Origin of the sequence: Bacillus cereus group sp. N11 (assembly GCF_016483605.1) — a bacterium.
Taxonomy (GTDB): Bacteria; Bacillota; Bacilli; order Bacillales; family Bacillaceae_G; genus Bacillus_A; species Bacillus_A toyonensis.
The window spans coordinates 469,087-486,873 of the sequence record NZ_JAEHBN010000001.1; the positions used below are offsets into that span (position 1 = coordinate 469,087).

Genomic DNA, 17,787 nt, shown 5'->3' on the forward strand with positions numbered 1-17,787 from the left:
ACACTAAAAAGCATCGTCTTCCTGCATAGTTTCTATAATAAATCCTTTTAAATTTCGGGCTATTTCTTCCATTTCCGCATCTTCGTGATACCAAATATATATTTCATCACAAACTATTCCGTTATGTATTTTAAAGCACAATTTATCCCCTGAACCATCGTCACCAATTATTATAAGGTCTTCATATATATATTCATCTCTCAACTCAATATTTTGTCTAACTACATCGTCCCAAGTTTTTGCTACATTTTTATTATCTTTAATAGGATATAATATCCATTCCCCTATTTCAGCGTTATTTACTAATTTAAAAAGATCTCTATATTGTGCCGGGAAAACAACACCTAACTTTTCTTCGGTTTCTTTTATATACAATTCAAATACACCTTGTTTCTTTGTTTCAATAATTTCTCTTACTTCTTTCATACAATACACCTATCCTTTGAACTTAATTACACGAATATGAGTGAAAGTGCTTAGCAAATAATTTAATTTATATATTTCATTATATATTAACCCTTCGTTGCCATCATACTGTTCTTGTCAATTTCTCAATGAATCACACTAACTCAAAAAATAAAAGCCAGCCTCAATAAAGAGAACTGACTTCTATCTAGATAACTATATATATTATAGAATTTTCACTTTAACGGTTTGTCTTCCCCAATTCATAGCTTTACTTTTTGACCCCATTAAAACATCAATGCGATTACCTTTAATTGCACTTCCGGTATCTCCAGCGATGGCTTCTCCATAACCTTCTACCCATACTTTAGATCCTAAAGGAATTACTTTCGGATCAACTGCGATAATTCTCATATTCGGATTAGCCGTTAAATCATGCCCCATCGCAGTTAAAACGCGTCCACCATATGTACCATTTTCACTTGGATCAGCAGTATATGCTGTCGCTACTACCGTTAATTCACGTTTAGCAGACTGTGTGTTATTTTTAGATTCTTCTTTTGCTTTCGCTTCTTCTTTAGCCTTTTCTATTTCTCGAGCTTTCGCTTCTTCCTTAGCCCTTGCTATTTCTTTTGCTTTTGCTTCTTCCTTAGCCTTTGCTATTTCTCGAGCTTTCGCTTCTTCCTTAGCCTTTGCTATTTCTTGCGCTTTCGCTTCTTCCTTAGCCCTTGCTATATCTTGTGCTTTTGCTTCTTCTTTAGCCTTTGCTATTTCTTGCGCTTTCGCTTCTTCCTTAGCCTTTGCTATTTCTTGTGCTTTCGCTTCTTCTTTAGCCTTTGCTATTTCTTGCGCTTTCGCTTCTTCCTTAGCCTTTGCTATTTCTTGTACTTTCGCTTCTTCCTTAACCTTTGCTATTTCTTGTACTTTCGCTTCTTCCTTAGCCTTTGCTATTTCTTGTGCTTTCGCTTCTTCTTTAACTTTTTCTACCTCTTTTACTTTTGCTTCTTCCTTAGGCTTCGCTATTTCTTGTACTTTTGTTTCTTCTTTAGGCTTCGCTATTTCTTGCGCTTTCTTTTCTTCCTTACCTTTTGCTACTTCTTGTACTTTTACTTCTTCCAGCACTTTTGTTGTTTCTTTCGTTTTTGCTATTTCCTGTATTTTTGCTACTTTCTGCGTTTTGGCTTCTTCCTTAGCTTTTACCGCTTTTTGTACTTTCGCTACTTGCTTCGTTTTCTCTCCAGTTTTCTTTTCACTTGGTGCTGTACTTGATAGGAAAGAAACATTTGCATAAGCTGTTTTTCCTTTATACTCAAATTGTAGCCATCCGTCTTTTGCTTGATGCGTTGATTCAATTACATCATCTTTTTTCAGTCTACCAAGAATTTCTGATTCTGTGTTTGCTTCAGAGCGTACATTTAACAAGTTTGCTGTTACATGATAAATATCTTTTGTAAACTCCGAACTTACAAACAATTCTTTACCATTTAAATCAATTTTTGACCATCCTTCTTCGGTATTTATTACTTTTAACTTTTGTCCTTCTTTTACTTTTTCGATAACTTTTGATTCCGTAGTTGGCTTTTCACGTACGTTGAGTACATCCGCTGTTACGATCGTTTCTGCGATAGCAGATGTAGTAAAAGCCCCCAATCCAAAAACTGTTGCTGTTGCTGCGCCAATTATTTTTTTCATATTAGCCTCCATTGCTTTTTTTGGGTTTTATGAAATGCTCCCATAAAATTAGGTAATTTCACGGAATATCAAAACATTTGCAACGATATATTTATACCGCCTAATATACCGTTATTAAAACCCTTTACTCCAATAGTATCAAATTCTCATTTTTAATTCTATAAATTATCAATCTCTTTATCTTATATAAATGTTTCTAATCCTTTTTCTTTTTACTAAATAGTCGTTGCAATTCCTGCCAGAAATAAACTTACAATTGCTAAAAATGAAGTACCGACTATAGCCCCTCTTAAATGGAACATGTAATCTTTATATCCCTTCATCCCATCCGTACAAGGAATAACAACAAACCTCGGAGTAATCCAGCAAAAAATAAGCCAATCAATTATAATTAAATCTACTAAATTGAAGATCATTAAAATGCCTAAAGTATGTAAATAAGCTTCAATATACAATAATTTTTCTTGTTGATGTAGTATATATGTAGAAACGAAAGGAGTACCGAAAAGAATTATATTGTATGCAATATTAAAGTAAATCGTTTGCTTTTTTTCATGAATTGATTTCGGAAAAACTACCTTTTGAATATCTTTCGGATAATCATTTAATGATAGACGAGGATTATAATATACAGACCCCAATATCATTACGGAAAGTACAATAGACATAATGACACCAACATACATCATTTGCTCAAATTGACTCATAAGCCTCATTCACCCTTTTCTGTAATTCCTATGTAAGTCATTCACTTAATTACACATTGTATGTACGGACACAACTAAAAATTAAAAATTATCTTTTTTGCCAAATCAAATTCCTTGTAATATAAATACAGTTTTTATACAGTGAAAGCCTAATTAGTACAGATAGGATTGGTGGAACCTATGAAAATTGAACATATCGCAATTTGGGTAAATGATTTAGAATTAATGCGTGATTTTTATATAAAATACTTTAACAGTAAATCAAACTCTTTATATCATAATGAAGCGAAACAATTTGAATCTTATTTTATTACGTTCGAATCTGGAGCAAGGATCGAACTAATGCGTAAAAAAGGTATAGAAAACCAGCCTAACCTTCATATAACTGGCTATGCACATATGGCTTTTTCTGTCGGTAGTGAAGAACGTGTAAATACATTTACTACAACATTACAAGATGATGGTTACCCTTTATTAAGTGGACCTCGTTTCACTGGAGATGGATATTACGAAAGTGTGATAGGCGATCCGGAAGGTAATCAAATTGAAATTACGATTTAGCTTACTTTTTCTTTTCTGAAGAACAAATAAAAATTGGTTTGGAGGAATATTATGCAAAAGCTATATTTTACTAAATATGGAGCAACAGATTTCAATCAATATTTCCAACTCGTATCAAATGAAGAAGTGATGGCGCAAATTACCGAGCGTGCCATTCCGTTAGATGAGGCACAAAATGACTTTGAAAAATTGTTAAAGCGCAACGAAAAGCATCGGCTATTTGGCTCCTATAAAGTGTATGACTCTATTACAAATGAATATATCGGCCTTGGACACGTTACACTCAGTGAGGAAAATGAAAAAGAGGCTGAAATTGGTTATATGATTTTGCCAGGATACTGGGGAAAGAGATATGGTAGTGCGATTGCAAAGGAATTAATGCATATAGCGAAGCAAACAGAAGTAAACGTATTAAAAGCAATTATTGATCCGAATAATATCCCCTCTCGTAAAATATTATTAAACTTCGGTTTTACATCTGAAAAAGTTTGCGAGATTGATGGATTGCCTGGGGAGATTTTGAGTACATATATTTAACTATATAAAAAAGCAGTGCTACATTTGAACTAACCGTAGCATTGCTTTTATCTTTTATTATTATAAAAATCCATTTTCACTTTAATACGAACTAAATCATTATTTCTTTATCTCGTCTACTACACTTTGAACTAAAGAGATAAGAGCTTCCTTTGTATCCTCATCTGTTACCTTTGCATCATCACTAAATTTAGTGCGCACTGATGGGATTAATAGCGAACCATTTTGAACGATAATTGTATCTAGCATACCTAGCGTAAGTAATAATGATTCATGAGCTTTATCCCCTCCAGCAATCGACGGTGAAGCTGTTATAATAGCAACTGGCTTTTTATAAAGTTCCGCTGATGAAACAAGCCATTCTAATGCATTCTTCAAAACTCCTGGAATACTTTTTGCGTACTCTGGTGTACAAATAATAAGTGCATGTGCCTCACTTAATGTCTTTCGAAATTTTTCAACAACAATCGGTGCTCCAACTCGATCTACATCCGGATTAAAATGAGGTAGTTCCCCTATCCCATTATAAATAGTGTAATCTATACCTTCTGGAATAAATGCTGCTAAAGTTTTTAATACGTTTGTGTTGGATGACCCTTCCCTAATACTTCCTGAAATCGCTATGACCCTTTTGTGTTTACACATATGATCCCTCCTAAGAACATCATACTGATACAGCCATAGAAAAATCAAAAATATTGAATCATTTAACAAATGTACATCCGTTAAATTTGTTTACATAATAATATTATGAGTATAAAAAACGAATCAGTTATTACTTTCACCGTTTTTCATTTAGTCTCTACATACCACGCACTATTCCACCACCGAAAGTAAAACTTTCTCAAGCTCTTTTTTAGACAACATACTATCGTTTATATACACTTGGTATGCATTTCTTCCTTCTTTTACAGGTACTACTATTTTTTTATTTTAACATGTTGGATATGCATTAGAACCCAAATAACGTTCTTTTATAATTTGACGATAATGAAGCTCATGACCAGCGATAATGTTTGCTAATGCAAGAACCGTGACTTCAGAATTGTTCGCGATTCCCCTTTGTAACCAGGCTTCTTTATCTAAACTTTTAAGCAAATGCACAGTAGATTGGCGAACAACTGTTAAATTCTCAAGAAGATCTTGCATAGATTGCTTATCAAAAGCTGCTCTAAGAACATACATATCATCGTTATATCCAGGAAGTTCTGCTGTCTCGCCTCTTGCTATGGAAAGCAATCGATATGCCATAATACGTTCAGTATCCACAATATGACCGATTACTTCTTTTATACTCCATTTATTAGGAGCATATCGAAAATGTCCCTCACTATCAGAAATATCTTTCAATAAAAGATTTGTTTCCTTCATTTGTTGCTCTAGAATACGTATGATATCTCCATTTGGTATTAAATTTATGTACGTTGAATAATACGGATTATATTCATTTGCGTCTGGTCTCTTTTGCATGCTTATCATCCTTTTTATCTTATCTTTATATACAACTTATCATAAATTATTATCATATTAATCAGATGATTTAAATTCTAAAACAAAAGGTCCCCTTCCTATAGAATTACATTAACAAAGCGACTCATCCCCAAGCTTCCAACTAAACCATCTCCCATGCCCTTCCGTTTCCCCAACAGTTTCACGATATTCGTTTCCGTTAATATAATAATCAATATGAAGATCACGATCCCACATGTTGTTATATAGGTGGAATACATCACGTTTTGCACCAATTTCTTTCATTTGTTTTTCTAGCGTATGTTTTACATTTTCAGGTATTTGGTTTGCCACATGTGTATGGAAAATACAAATAACAGCATCTTCCCTTATTTGATTTACAATGGCCGGAAGAAGCGCTACACCGTCCCCTTCAATTAATTGCACTGATTTTTCTTTTACAAGCGTCGCTGCTTGGTCAAACATTTCAAGCCTTTCTTTATGTTCTGGCCAAATGAGTGCACGTAACCATAAATAATCTTCCCCATTATGTAAATCATTCACATGTAAGTCCAGTCCGATTCTTTCTACGACAGATGGGCTTTCTTTTAGAAAATGCGGCACATTCGCCCCTCTTATTTCAGAAGTTACATGCACATTTGAATTTATATTTCCGTACATTTCATCCGTCCCGTACGAATAACGGTATTGGTCCCAGAACAGTTGCAACCCAGAACTTGTCCCAATTTCAATTAACGCTAACGGCTTCTTCACTTTGTTAAATATGTAGCAGAAACTTGGGTATAAGTATGCGCACCGTCTTACTTCATTCGTTTGAACAAGTTTTGTTTGTAACAAAGTAATGATTTCTTCTCGGTACTCTTTACAGAAATCTTTAAAATGATTAAAAGCTTTATCTAAATTTGTATCGGCATTTTCAACTAAACTACTATAATACGTTTTTAAATGATGTTCTTTCCCTGCTAACAATAAATAATGTACTGCACCTAATAATAAGTTTGGGACTGGTTGATCTACCTGAGCATAGGACGATAGTGTAAGTACTTCCTCATCTTCAGCAATTTTCATTGATAAATATTCATATAAATCACTTGACCCTTTACATTCCTTTATTGAAAAGTTTCGAAATAAGTTTGAAATTTGCTCTTTTGTACGCATTAAAGTCCCTCCTTTTCATTTTTCAGAATAATCTTACCATTACTGAGAGAAAAATCCCATAAAAAGGTACTCGATTTAGTCACTTAAGGATACGTAAGCTTTTTCGAGATAATTTCAAACTGTAATTTTTTTCTATTCATTAACTGAAAAATGCTTGTTAAATAAGAATTTTGGCAAATAAAACGTTAAATAGTTTAAAATTATCAGATAACACTAGATATTTTAGTCTATTAATTATTATAATAGAGTATGAGATGGTTATATAATTGAGACAAAAAAGGTATACACCTAGGTGGGGCCTAGGCGGTGTTTCTCTTTTACGGCTTAGACATAGAAAACACCTACTCTTTTTTGCCAATATAGGGGATGGAGAGATTATCATGAGCAACATGCAGCAAAAAACAGACGTTATCTTAATTGGTGCAGGAATTATGAGTGCAACGTTAGGCTCATTACTAAAAGAATTAGCACCTGAATGGGAAATTAAAGTTTTTGAAAAACTCGCAAGTGCCGGGGAAGAAAGCTCTAACGAATGGAATAATGCAGGTACAGGGCATTCTGCGCTATGCGAACTGAACTATACTTCCGAAAAATCTGACGGATCTATAGATATTAGTAAGGCTGTAAAAGTGAATGAGCAATTCCAGCTTTCAAGACAATTTTGGGCATATCTTGTAAAAAGCAAATTAATTCGTAATCCACAAGATTTTATTATGCCACTTCCTCATATGAGTTTAGTAGAAGGGGAAAAAAATGTAGAGTTTCTAAAAAATCGTTTTGAAGCGCTTTCAAAAAATCCACTGTTTCAAGGAATGGAGTTTTCTGATGCTCCTGAAACATTAAAAAAATGGCTTCCTCTCATTATGGAAGGTCGTACATCTAATGAACCGATGGCTGCAACGAAGATTGACTCTGGAACAGATGTTAACTTCGGTGCATTAACACGTATGTTGTTTGATTACTTACAAACGAAAAATGTCGAGCTAAACTACAAACATAGTGTCGAAAATATTAAACGCACGAAAAATGGTTTGTGGGAAGTAAAAGTACACGATATGAATAGTGGTAAAATTGAGCATCATACTGCAAAATTTGTCTTTATCGGTGGCGGTGGCGGTAGCCTACCTCTACTACAAAAGACAGGTATTCCTGAATCAAAACATATCGGTGGATTCCCAGTAAGTGGACTATTTATGGTATGTAAAAATCAAAAAGTAATTGAGCAACATCATGCAAAAGTATACGGTAAAGCTAAAGTTGGTGCTCCACCAATGTCTGTACCTCATCTAGATACGAGATATATAGATAATAAAAAAGCTTTACTGTTCGGACCGTTCGCAGGGTTCTCACCTAAATTCTTAAAAACTGGTTCAAATCTTGACTTAATCGGTTCTGTAAAACCGAATAACGTCTTAACGATGTTAGCTGCTGGTGTAAAAGAAATGGGACTAACAAAATACTTAATTCAACAAGTTATGTTATCACATGAAAAACGTATGGAAGAATTACGCGAATTCATTCCGAACGCAAAAAGTGAAGATTGGGATATTGTAGTTGCTGGGCAACGTGTACAAGTAATTAAAGATACTGATGCTGGCGGTAAAGGCACACTTCAATTCGGTACAGAAGTTGTAAGTGCAGCTGACGGATCAATCGCTGCATTACTAGGTGCTTCACCAGGTGCTTCTACTGCCGTTCACGTCATGCTTGAAGTATTAGAAAAATGTTTCCCTGATCGTATATTAGGATGGGAAGAAAAAATAAAAGAAATGATTCCTTCTTATGGCATTTCTCTTACTGAAAATCCAAGACTATTCCAAGATTTACACACTTCAACTGGACGTACACTTGGATTAAACGAAAAAGAAACTGTTCATAATTAATGAATACATTCACAAAATGACATAATAAAAACGTCCGATATATTCGGACGTTTTTTCTTCTTTAAAAATTATACTTATCAATATTATCTTTCGTAAAGACAACTCGCTCTGGTAATACGATAATTCCGTTTCCTTCTGCCTCATAGTCATATCCTTGTATGGAGTTAGGCTCTACTTTCACTTTTCCGATACCTTTTACTTCGAAGCTATCCCCTACTTTTAACTTCTTCCCTTTTACAACAATTTCATTTGCTACATATGTTGCGAGAGCCCCTTGCTGTTTTACATCCCATAATCCAAATTGTTGTACTGTTCCTCGTTTTACATAATCACGCATAACGTTCGGCGTAGAAAATCCAGTTACAACTACTTTTTTATCCATTTTTAAATTTTCTGCTGCTTGTGCCATTGCTGGAAGTGCTGTTGCATCTGGACAAATGACTGCGTTTATATCAGGATACGTTTTTAATATGTTCTCCCCTACTGACAAAGACTTTTGCGCATTATTTTCACCATACTGAGTCGTTACAATTTCCCAGTTCGGATATTTCTTTTTAATTATTTCTTTCGCCTTCGTTACCCATTGGTTTTGATCCGTTACAGTTGGACTTGAATAAAAGAATGCTACTTTTCCTTTATCTCCAATTTGCTTTGAAGTCATTTCAATCAATACATTAGCAAGTTGATCTGGTGTTCCTTGACTTATATAAAAAGAACGATCTTTCGGATTCACATCAGAATCCCACGTTAACACTGTCATCCCTTTTTTCTTAGCACGTTGCAGTGATTGTGATAGGCCGTCCACCGACGTAGAAGAAACCATTAATGCATCATAGTTTTGGTTAATAAAATTATTTATATATTTCACTTGTCCTGATACACTCGCTTCAGACGGTCCATCATATTTTACTTGTACACCTAGCTTATCCCCCATCTCTTTCGCGCCTTCACCACCTGATGTGAAGAAACCAACTCCAGTTAATTTCGGGATGAATGCAAATTTTACATCATCAGCCTTTTTCTTATCTGCTGTTTGACTAGAGCAAGCAATTAAACCGATTAAACAAATACATACAATAATAACAATCCCCAGTTTTCTCTTCATGACATTTCCCCCTTATGCAAATTCCTTCTTTTTCCCGCTAAGAATGGATGTACTTTGAAATGTCTCATAATAACTGAAAGAATAAGGATAATACCAATCACTACATTGGATTGTTCATTAGTTAAGCCTGTCATTTGCAAGCCATACTGCATTAGTCCTATAAATACACTCGCTAGTACAGTACCGATAATACTTCCTTTTCCCCCTGTAATAAGTGTCCCGCCTAATACGACTGCTGTAATGATCGGTAAAATCGTTTCACTTCCCATATCAGCACGTGCGGAACCAAAATATGCAGTTAAGAAAGCTCCCCCTAATCCACCTCCTAACCCAGAAATTATATAAGCGATGATGACTACTTTCTCCGTTTTGATTCCGGTGTATTTCGCTGCATTTTCGTTTGCGCCTGTTAATTTTACGTGGCGCCCATATATGGTACGATGAAACAATACAGTGCATAAAACAGTTAATACGATTAGGATCCATAATAGATTAGGTATTCCTACTAAACTACCATTTGCCAGTTGCACATACGCATCAGGTAAACCACTTATTCCTTCGTATCCAGAAGCGCCCGCACCTCCTGAAATGACGAGTGCAATTCCTCCGTATAAAAACATCGTTCCGAGTGTAACGACAAGTGGTTCTACACCTGTCATTTTTATAATGATTCCGTTTAAAGCGCCCGCTAAGCAACTTATTATTAGGGCGATTATGACAGCAAACAAAATAGGTATTCCGCTCATCCAAAGTACACCAATCAAAATCGAAGTGAGCCCCATTATTGAGCCGACCGATACATCAATTCCACCTGTTACAATAACGAAAGTCATTGGTATCGCCGCGATTGCGATAAATAGGAAATCATTTGTACTAAAAAGGAGATTACTAACGTTGAAGAAATCACTATTTAGAAAACTAAAGAGAATGAATTCTATAAGAAGGAATACGATTAGAACACCTTCCCATCTGTAAACATGCTTCATATATTCATCCTCCTTTCTGCTCTCCACTTTTTCATTACACTATCTAATATAATAATAAGTAATAGTAAAAATCCTGAAATAGCATTATTCCAAAATGCTGGTATTTTTAAAAAGACGAGTGAACTGCTTATTGCTTCTAAAAATAATGCACCTAATGCGGCCCCAAATATAGAACCTGTTCCCCCTTTTAAATGAATTCCTCCTAGCACAGCAGCTGCGATAACCTGTAGTTCTATTCCTGTACCTGTTTGATTTGGAACGAACCCGATATTCATAACAAAAATGCAACCAGCAAGTGCCGCACTTAAGCTCGATATAATAAACGCATTTATCTTCACTTTATTAACAGGTATCCCAATGAGTCTTGCACCATTTTCATTATCACCTACCGCATAAAAGTATCTTCCGTACGGCACTTTCATTAAAAAGAAATAGAGTAGTAGTAAAATAATAAGAACAATCCATACAGTTATCGGTAGACCAAGTATGACAATAGATGACAGCTGCTTAAAATCGTTTGGAATATCTTCAATCCACTTCCCGCCTGTGAAGATTAACATTGCACCTCTAATAATTCCTAGCATGCCTAATGTCATAATAATGGCTGGTACCCGAAACTTCGCAACGCCAATCCCGTTTAAGAAACCGATAATAGTGCCAAGTATCATAGTAGCAATAATTGAAAAGAATGCACTATACCCGTTCGTTAACAACATTCCGCAAACCGCTGCGCTTAATCCCATAATCGAGCCAACTGATACGTCTATATTTTTCGTAAATAAGACGAAAGATTGGCCAATTGCTAGAACGACTAAAATAACGCTTGATTTCATCATTAAAGATAACGAGTTAAACTGAACAAAACTAGGATTTATCATTCCGACAATGGCTATATACATAAGTAGTAACAGTATGATAGACGTTTCGTGCATTTTATACATGCGTTTCATTCCGTTACACCCCCATATGCAAGACGTGTAACTTCACCTACACTCATTTGTTCTTTCTCTAAATGAGAAACAAATTGACCATTTCGCATTACATATACACGGTTAGAAAATTGGACAATTTCCTCAATATCTGAAGAAATCATTAATATGGCGAGTCCTTCCCCTTTCATTTTTTCTATCGCCTCATACACTTCAAGTCTTGCTTTTGCATCAATTCCGCGCGTCGGTTCATCGAGAATAATAATTTTTGGGTTACATGCTAAATATTTCGCAAGCACGACTTTTTGCTGATTACCTCCTGATAAAGATGCCAGTTCTTCATTCATGTTTGGCACAACAATTCGAAACTGGTCTATATACGACTTCGCTAAAGCGCTTTCTTTTTCTCGGCTAATAAAAAAACGATTATTTTGCTGTAAACATGCTGCTGTAATATTTTCTGTAACAGATGCGATTGAGAAAATCCCATTCCTCGCTCTATCCTCTGGCACATAAACGAGTCCTTCGCCTAGCCTTTTATGCAAAGAAAATGTATCAATAGATTTTCCTTCTAATAAAATAGTCCCTGTTTTTATAGATTTCAATCCAAATATCGCTTCTGCTAATTCAGTTCTACCTGATCCAACGATGCCAGCAATACCTACAATTTCTCCAGCGTGTACAGCGAATGATGTATTTGAAAATGCGTGGCCAGTTACATTCGTTACTTCTAATATTTTTTTCGTCCTTTCTATCTCTTGAACTACTTCTCTTTTTTCTTCCTGTTTATATCCTTTTGGCAATAGTCCCTCCATCAGCATGTCATAAGTATAGTCACATACATCCCCTTGGCTTATAATCATTCCATCACGTAATATCGCTACTTTATTAGCAATTTCAAAGATTTCTGGAAAACGATGCGTAATGTATATCATCCCAATTCCTTTTTCTTGTAAACTTTTCATCAACACAAAAAGACTCTTCATTTCGTGAGTTGTTAATGTCGATGTTGGCTCATCTAAAATAAGAATCTCGGCTTCTCGTATTAATCCCCTAACGATTTCTACTAATTGTTGCTGCGCAATGGATAACGATGCTCCTAGCTCATAAAGGGCAATATCCCAACCTAAACTGTCCATTAATTGCTGAATCTTTACTTTCAGTTCCTTTTTCTTTCTGTTTAGCCCAATACATATATTTTCTTCAATAGTCATATGCGGAAAAATGAGTGGTTCTTGTGGTATTAAATACATACGTTCTCGATGTGCTTCTGACGGATTTGAAAATTGTTGCCTCTTTCCTTTTACATACATTTCTCCACTATCATACGAATATAACCCCGTTAATATTTTCATTAATGTTGATTTTCCAGCACCATTTCCCCCAACTAAAGCGTATATATCTCCACGCTCTACTTGTAAGTTCACTTCTTTTAGCACAAGTTGATTTGAAAACGCCTTACTCATTTTCTTTACTTGTAATAAGGGTATGTTCTCCACATGATGTCACCTGCCTTTATCCCGCTATTTACTACCCGTTCATGCCCGATTGGTGCGGGCTGAAAATCAGTGGAATGAATAAAACCCCCACTAATTACAGTTTCACTTTATGCAGAACATTTTTTGAGAAAATGATTATTTGTTCTACTTGTTTTGTAGCATTGTATATTCCTTTTTTCATATCTAGAACACTTTTTTCACCAGACGTTTCATCGTTTCAACTGGAATAAACAAAATATGTGGCACATATGTTTAAGCATTGGTCAATTGTTGAAAGGGATGAAGAGTATGCCACAGCTGAACTTTGAAGAAAATTTGTTAACAAAAGTCGCTTGGTACTATTATAAAGATCAATTAACACAACAAGAAATCGCTTCACTTCTTCACATTTCAAGAAATAAAGTGGTTCGGTTATTAGATAAGGCGCGCAGTGAAGGAATCGTTACTTTTCACGTAAAAGGGACTGGTTTACACTGTTTGAGCATTGAGCGTGACCTAATGAAAAAATTCAACCTAAAAGATGCTTTCATTATCCCTACTCCAATAGACAATTATGCCACTTCTCTCGGAAAAGCTGCTGCACAATATTTAGAGACTCAGCTCCAGCAAGGCGATTTACTCGGTATTGGCTGGGGAGAAACGATTAGCAAAATGCTAGAAAACATTCATTTTGAAAGTTCTATTAATCTTTCAATCGTAACGCTAACAGGCGGAGTCAACCACTACCTCCCAAGAAAACAAAATTATTTACATTACATGCAAGGTGATCTTCATATTATCCCCACTCCTTTTCTTGCATCTACTACTGAAATGGCAAAAAGTATTTTATCAGAACCGAGTGTGAAAGATATGCTTCATGTCGCTTCACTTGCACAAACGGCAGTTGTCGGTATTGGAGGGTTATCTCAAGATGCTACCATTGTGAGAGAAGAAAAATTAACACTACGTGAAATGACATATATTCGTAGCCAAAACGGTACTGGCGATATTTTAGGACAGTTTTATAATACGAATGGCGATTTATTGGAGCTTCCACATCACAATCGTCTTATTGGTACGCCGCTCTCTATTCTTCGCAATATGAAACATGTCATTGGTGTTGCTGGAGGTACAGAAAAGATAGATGCAATTTATGGTGCCTTAAAAGGAAAGTTCATTCATACATTAATTACAGATGAGGAAACAGCCCTCTCCTTATTACGAAAGGATGGTGATTGTTAATGTCTACTTTATTAGCTTTTGATGCTGGTACGGGAAGTATTCGAGCTGTACTTTTTGATTTACTCGGTAATCAAATTGCGGTCAGTCAAAAAGAATGGGTTCATAAAACCGACCCTCTTTACCCAGGCTCTATGAATTTTGATGTAATTGAAAACTGGGAGCTAGTACAACAGTGCACGAAAGAAGTTCTACAAAAAAGTAATACCTCTCCTTCTTCTATTCAAGCTATTAGCGCTACTAGTATGCGAGAAGGTTTTGTTTTATATGATAAAGATGGGCAAGAAATATGGGCTTGTGCAAATGTTGATGGGCGCGCATCCGCTGAAGTTAGTGAACTAAAAGAAATTCGGTCACATCTTGAAAAAGATTTATATACAAAGTCTGGTCAAACTTTTTCATTAGGTGCTTTACCTCGCCTACTTTGGATTAAAAAACATGAACCTGAAGTCTATAGCAATATTCATTCTTTTACGATGTTAAATGATTGGATTTTATATAAATTAAGCGGCGTACTGCAAATCGACCCTTCAAACGGTTGTACATCCGGAATTTTTGATTTACACAATAGAACTTGGGATAACGATGTCGCTAAAGAGTGCGGGATAACTTTACCGTTTTCACCAAAAGTAAATGAAGCTGGCACCGTGATTGGTAATGTTACAAAAGAGTGTGCAGCATTAACTGGTTTACGCGAAGGAATTCCTGTAGTCGCCGGGGGCGGAGATGCTCAAATGGCATCACTCGGAACTGGAGTCGTGAAGCCTAATCAAACATTAATATGCGGGGGCAGCTTTTGGCAACAAGAAGTGAATATTACTAAACCAATAACAGATCCGCATGCTGCGATTCGCGTAAATTGCCACGTCGTTCCAAACCTATGGCAATATGAAACGATTGCCTTTTTCCCAGGTCTCGTTATGCGCTGGTTTCGAGATGCCTTTTGCCAAGAAGAAAAGAAACTTGCAGAAAAACTCGGTGTAGATGCTTATGAATTGTTAGAAGAACAAGCGAAAGACGTACCGGTCGGTTCACATGGCATTATCCCTACTTTTTCAAACGTCATGAACTACATTTCTTGGCGTCATGCCGCACCTTCTTTTTTAAATTTAAGCTTAGATGCTGACAAATGTGGAAAAAAAGAAATGTTCCGCGCTATCGAAGAAAATGCCGCCTTCGTTACACTTGGTAACTTAAAATTAATAGAAAATCTAACTGGTACGTTCCCTTCTGAAGTTATTTTTGCTGGCGGCGCCGCTAAAGGAAAACTTTGGCCACAAATTCTTTCAGACGTACTCGGAATTCCTGTTAAAGTACCTGTTGTGAAAGAAGCAGCTGCTTTAGGAACTGCGATTGCTGCTGGTGTTGGTGTTGGCATATATTCATCTATAGGAGAGACTGCCGAACAGTTTGTACAGTGGGAAAACACATTCGAACCAGTTACTGAAAATCACGAACTATATAAGGCGTTCTATGAAACTTGGAAAACTGTGTATGACAGTCAGCTCACTTTAGCTGATATAGGACTTACATCACATATGTGGATCGCACCAGGTGCACTGTAACACATTACATAAAGGAGTGAAATGTATGCGAAAAGCGAATGAAAATGATTTCTCCTATCGCTTCGGTGATAACGGGCCGAAATATTTAATACAAGGTCCAAATATTGATCTTGGCCTTGTTGTCATTCAGCCTGGGCAAGAGTTTCAAAATCATTACCATACAACATGCGAGGAAGTCTTTTATGCATTAGAAGGAGAAATAGACTTCTATGTAAATAATGAAAGAGTTCCAATTAAACAAGGTGATGTCTTACAAGTTCGTCCTCATGAATCTCATTATCTTATTAACCATTCTGACAAACCTTTTAAAGCTGTTTTTATAAAGTCACCACATTTACCAAATAAAGATACTGTACAAACGGAAAATCCAACATTAACGAAGGAGTGATTTCGAATGACTTGGGGATTTAAAAATCGATTAAATACAATTTTACCTGATGGAAGAGCGGTTATGTTAGCGATCGACCATGGCTATTTTTTAGGACCGATTCACGGACTAGAACAACCATTAGAAACAGTTAAAAACTTACTTCCTTATACAGATTCCCTTTTTTTAACGCGAGGTGTACTTAGCTCTTGTATTCCTGAAAACTGCAGCACACCGATGGTTATGCGTGTATCTGGCGGAGCTACTGTCGTCGGTAAAGATTTAGCGAACGAAACTATTGTTACACCTGTGAAAGAAGCAGTAAAACAAAACGCAATTGGCGTCGGCGTTTCTGTCTTTGTTGGATCAGACTATGAAACACAAACGGTTTCAAATCTCGCAAACGTAGTTTCAGAAGCTCATGATTACGGATTACCAGTTCTCGGCATTACCGCGGTCGCAAAAGAACTACAAAAACGAGAGGCACGCTTCCTCGCACTCGCTTCCCGCGTATGTGTTGAAATGGGTGCTGACATTATTAAAACGTACTACTGTGAAGGATTCGAAAAAATAACGAGCACATGCCCTGCCCCAGTCGTCATCGCCGGTGGACCGAAACTAGATTCAATCGAAGACGCATTAAACATTACGTACAATGCACTGCAAGAAGGTGCAATTGGAGTAGACATGGGCCGAAACATATGGCAATCCGAACACCCCGCTGCGATGATTCAAGCGATTCATGGTATTGTGAAGAACGGATTGAATGTGAAAGAGGCGCTGGAATTATATGATGATGTAAAAAACTAAGATAAAAGATAGACTATTACACTTAAATATATACAAAATCAATATTTACTATTAGGAAAAGCCCATATCTAACATATGGGCTTTCTTTTACATTTTTAATTGTTCCGAATCTAATCCGATTTCTACAGATCGCGTACGTTCCAAACAATCTCACCTCGTTCACCAAACGTACTGTGATGCCGCTTAAATCCTATCTTTTCTAATACCCGGAAGGACGCCGTATTCCAAGCACCTACAGTTGACCAAAGTCTTTTGCGACCCGTAGCAATCGCAGCCTCCAGTACTGCTGATGCCGCCTCTGTCGCATAACCCATGCGATGAGCACTGCGGAACAACTCATATGCAATCTCCGGCTCTTCAAGCGTGGAACGACCGATAATTAAGCCACAGTATCCGATGAAATCGCCTTCGTCTCGTCTACGAATCGTGAGAAGGGATATGCCATTTTCGGTTGCTTTCTTGCGCTTCTCAATAAGATCGTTACGAACAGATTCAACGGTTGGCATTTCCACTCCACGTTCACCAATTAGTTCTCTAAGCCAGACTGCATCGGATTCCTCCCACATATTCAGGTCAAGTCGTTCCGTTTTCAACTGGAACGCCATAGCTTTAAATGAAGCTGTCATAATGAAAACCTCCTATTTATTTCACTGTACTACTTATAATGGTTTCGTACTGCACCATATGGGAAACCTGCTTAATTCTCTAAATTTTCTAGTATCAGTATACATTATTGGTATTTTATGCATAAGCAATTCCTTTGCAAAATAGACCTTGTTATGAAACTTTATTTCAAATCTATAATATTTAGTTTAAGAGGAATACCCTCTAGTTTATAAACATTTTGATGTTCACTTATCATACAAATAAAATGCTCAAGCCCCTTTCCAAACTG

Annotated in this window: 18 protein-coding genes; 7 read left to right on the plus strand and 11 right to left on the minus strand. The window is 36.3% G+C overall.

Annotated features, from left to right (window positions below):
• Nucleotides 1–3: 3 nt before the first annotated feature.
• The 3 genes from JDS98_RS02485 to JDS98_RS02495 form a co-directional block, all read right to left on the minus strand.
• Nucleotides 4–426, minus strand: coding sequence for an SMI1/KNR4 family protein (locus JDS98_RS02485; RefSeq protein WP_199633517.1), 423 nt, complete (start codon nt 424–426; stop codon nt 4–6).
• A 204-nt stretch (nt 427–630) separates the two neighbouring features.
• Complete coding sequence (gene entB / locus JDS98_RS02490; RefSeq protein ID WP_199633518.1) at nt 631–2,097, minus strand: cell wall-binding protein EntB; 1,467 nt, start codon at nt 2,095–2,097, stop codon at nt 631–633.
• 215 nt (nt 2,098–2,312) lie between these two features.
• Nucleotides 2,313–2,804, minus strand: coding sequence for a nitroreductase (locus JDS98_RS02495; protein ID WP_140158476.1), 492 nt, complete (start codon nt 2,802–2,804; stop codon nt 2,313–2,315).
• Between the two features lie 180 nt (nt 2,805–2,984).
• On the opposite strand from JDS98_RS02495, the gene JDS98_RS02500 reads away from it, so the two are divergent.
• Both JDS98_RS02500 and JDS98_RS02505 read left to right on the plus strand, forming a co-directional pair.
• A complete protein-coding gene (locus tag JDS98_RS02500) occupies nt 2,985–3,365 on the plus strand; it encodes a VOC family protein (RefSeq protein WP_098711520.1) in 381 nt (126 codons plus the stop codon).
• 51 nt (nt 3,366–3,416) lie between these two features.
• Nucleotides 3,417–3,902 (plus strand): GNAT family N-acetyltransferase, encoded by a 486-nt coding sequence (locus tag JDS98_RS02505; protein WP_001171007.1) that lies wholly within the window; start codon nt 3,417–3,419, stop codon nt 3,900–3,902.
• Between the two features lie 99 nt (nt 3,903–4,001).
• Here the strand turns inward: JDS98_RS02505 and JDS98_RS02510 are convergent, their stop codons facing one another.
• The 3 genes from JDS98_RS02510 to JDS98_RS02520 all read right to left on the minus strand — a co-directional run bounded on the left by JDS98_RS02510 (nt 4,002) and on the right by JDS98_RS02520 (nt 6,530).
• Nucleotides 4,002–4,547: an NADPH-dependent FMN reductase gene (locus JDS98_RS02510; RefSeq protein WP_098711519.1), complete on the minus strand. Its 546-nt coding sequence runs from the start codon at nt 4,545–4,547 to the stop codon at nt 4,002–4,004.
• Between the two features lie 288 nt (nt 4,548–4,835).
• Nucleotides 4,836–5,372, minus strand: coding sequence for a DinB family protein (locus JDS98_RS02515; RefSeq protein ID WP_098711518.1), 537 nt, complete (start codon nt 5,370–5,372; stop codon nt 4,836–4,838).
• A 111-nt stretch (nt 5,373–5,483) separates the two neighbouring features.
• On the minus strand, nt 5,484–6,530 hold the full coding sequence (locus JDS98_RS02520) for a DUF2332 domain-containing protein (RefSeq protein WP_097959414.1): 1,047 nt from the start codon (nt 6,528–6,530) through the stop codon (nt 5,484–5,486).
• 380 nt (nt 6,531–6,910) lie between these two features.
• Between JDS98_RS02520 and JDS98_RS02525 the strand changes: the two genes are divergently transcribed.
• Complete coding sequence (locus tag JDS98_RS02525) at nt 6,911–8,413, plus strand: malate:quinone oxidoreductase (protein WP_000069153.1); 1,503 nt, start codon at nt 6,911–6,913, stop codon at nt 8,411–8,413.
• 61 nt (nt 8,414–8,474) lie between these two features.
• Here JDS98_RS02525 and lsrB read toward each other — a convergent pair whose 3' ends face one another.
• From lsrB to JDS98_RS02545, 4 genes are read right to left on the minus strand one after another with little or no spacing between them, the layout of a single operon-like run.
• Nucleotides 8,475–9,518 (minus strand): autoinducer 2 ABC transporter substrate-binding protein LsrB, encoded by a 1,044-nt coding sequence (lsrB, locus tag JDS98_RS02530; RefSeq protein ID WP_000823645.1) that lies wholly within the window; start codon nt 9,516–9,518, stop codon nt 8,475–8,477.
• Nucleotides 9,515–10,504, minus strand: a complete 990-nt coding sequence (locus tag JDS98_RS02535) for an ABC transporter permease (protein WP_000683486.1) — start codon at nt 10,502–10,504, stop codon at nt 9,515–9,517. Before JDS98_RS02535 ends, lsrB begins: the two co-directional genes overlap by 4 nt.
• Entirely contained in the window at nt 10,501–11,454 is a 954-nt protein-coding gene (locus tag JDS98_RS02540) for an ABC transporter permease subunit (protein ID WP_087969411.1), read from the minus strand. The genes JDS98_RS02535 and JDS98_RS02540 overlap by 4 nt, the downstream gene beginning before the upstream one ends.
• Entirely contained in the window at nt 11,451–12,932 is a 1,482-nt protein-coding gene (locus tag JDS98_RS02545) for a sugar ABC transporter ATP-binding protein (protein ID WP_106080559.1), read from the minus strand. Before JDS98_RS02545 ends, JDS98_RS02540 begins: the two co-directional genes overlap by 4 nt.
• A 270-nt stretch (nt 12,933–13,202) precedes the next feature.
• Here JDS98_RS02545 and JDS98_RS02550 point away from each other — a divergent pair, with 270 nt between their 5' ends.
• The 4 genes from JDS98_RS02550 to lsrF are packed head-to-tail and all read left to right on the plus strand — an operon-like array spanning nt 13,203 to nt 16,892.
• A complete protein-coding gene (locus tag JDS98_RS02550) occupies nt 13,203–14,153 on the plus strand; it encodes a sugar-binding transcriptional regulator (RefSeq protein WP_002048403.1) in 951 nt (316 codons plus the stop codon).
• Nucleotides 14,153–15,715, plus strand: coding sequence for an autoinducer-2 kinase (gene lsrK, locus JDS98_RS02555; protein WP_140158477.1), 1,563 nt, complete (start codon nt 14,153–14,155; stop codon nt 15,713–15,715). The genes JDS98_RS02550 and lsrK overlap by 1 nt, the downstream gene beginning before the upstream one ends.
• 25 nt (nt 15,716–15,740) lie before the next feature.
• Nucleotides 15,741–16,103 carry a cupin domain-containing protein gene (locus JDS98_RS02560; protein WP_001224016.1) on the plus strand — a complete coding sequence of 121 codons (363 nt, stop codon included), beginning with the start codon at nt 15,741–15,743 and terminating at the stop codon, nt 16,101–16,103.
• A gap of 6 nt (nt 16,104–16,109) precedes the next feature.
• Complete coding sequence (gene lsrF, locus JDS98_RS02565) at nt 16,110–16,892, plus strand: 3-hydroxy-5-phosphonooxypentane-2,4-dione thiolase (protein WP_000219772.1); 783 nt, start codon at nt 16,110–16,112, stop codon at nt 16,890–16,892.
• Nucleotides 16,893–17,014: 122 nt separating this feature from the next.
• Here the strand turns inward: lsrF and JDS98_RS02570 are convergent, their stop codons facing one another.
• Entirely contained in the window at nt 17,015–17,518 is a 504-nt protein-coding gene (locus JDS98_RS02570) for a GNAT family N-acetyltransferase (RefSeq protein ID WP_087969414.1), read from the minus strand.
• Nucleotides 17,519–17,787: the final 269 nt, after the last annotated feature.

What these genes read in the sequence shown, in the direction of transcription:
- JDS98_RS02560 (WP_001224016.1), top strand. Translation starts at nt 15,741, where the DNA reads ATGCGAAAAGCGAATGAAAATGATTTCTCCTATCGCTTCGGTGATAAC.
- JDS98_RS02535 (WP_000683486.1), bottom strand. Translation starts at nt 10,504, where the DNA reads ATGAAGCATGTTTACAGATGGGAAGGTGTTCTAATCGTATTCCTTCTT.
- JDS98_RS02525 (WP_000069153.1), top strand. Translation starts at nt 6,911, where the DNA reads ATGAGCAACATGCAGCAAAAAACAGACGTTATCTTAATTGGTGCAGGA.
- JDS98_RS02540 (WP_087969411.1), bottom strand. Translation starts at nt 11,454, where the DNA reads ATGAAACGCATGTATAAAATGCACGAAACGTCTATCATACTGTTACTA.
- JDS98_RS02520 (WP_097959414.1), bottom strand. Translation starts at nt 6,530, where the DNA reads ATGCGTACAAAAGAGCAAATTTCAAACTTATTTCGAAACTTTTCAATA.
- entB (WP_199633518.1), bottom strand. Translation starts at nt 2,097, where the DNA reads ATGAAAAAAATAATTGGCGCAGCAACAGCAACAGTTTTTGGATTGGGG.
- JDS98_RS02510 (WP_098711519.1), bottom strand. Translation starts at nt 4,547, where the DNA reads ATGTGTAAACACAAAAGGGTCATAGCGATTTCAGGAAGTATTAGGGAA.
- JDS98_RS02505 (WP_001171007.1), top strand. Translation starts at nt 3,417, where the DNA reads ATGCAAAAGCTATATTTTACTAAATATGGAGCAACAGATTTCAATCAA.
- lsrB (WP_000823645.1), bottom strand. Translation starts at nt 9,518, where the DNA reads ATGAAGAGAAAACTGGGGATTGTTATTATTGTATGTATTTGTTTAATC.
- lsrF (WP_000219772.1), top strand. Translation starts at nt 16,110, where the DNA reads ATGACTTGGGGATTTAAAAATCGATTAAATACAATTTTACCTGATGGA.
- lsrK (WP_140158477.1), top strand. Translation starts at nt 14,153, where the DNA reads ATGTCTACTTTATTAGCTTTTGATGCTGGTACGGGAAGTATTCGAGCT.
- JDS98_RS02485 (WP_199633517.1), bottom strand. Translation starts at nt 426, where the DNA reads ATGAAAGAAGTAAGAGAAATTATTGAAACAAAGAAACAAGGTGTATTT.
- JDS98_RS02570 (WP_087969414.1), bottom strand. Translation starts at nt 17,518, where the DNA reads ATGACAGCTTCATTTAAAGCTATGGCGTTCCAGTTGAAAACGGAACGA.
- JDS98_RS02495 (WP_140158476.1), bottom strand. Translation starts at nt 2,804, where the DNA reads ATGAGTCAATTTGAGCAAATGATGTATGTTGGTGTCATTATGTCTATT.
- JDS98_RS02515 (WP_098711518.1), bottom strand. Translation starts at nt 5,372, where the DNA reads ATGCAAAAGAGACCAGACGCAAATGAATATAATCCGTATTATTCAACG.
- JDS98_RS02500 (WP_098711520.1), top strand. Translation starts at nt 2,985, where the DNA reads ATGAAAATTGAACATATCGCAATTTGGGTAAATGATTTAGAATTAATG.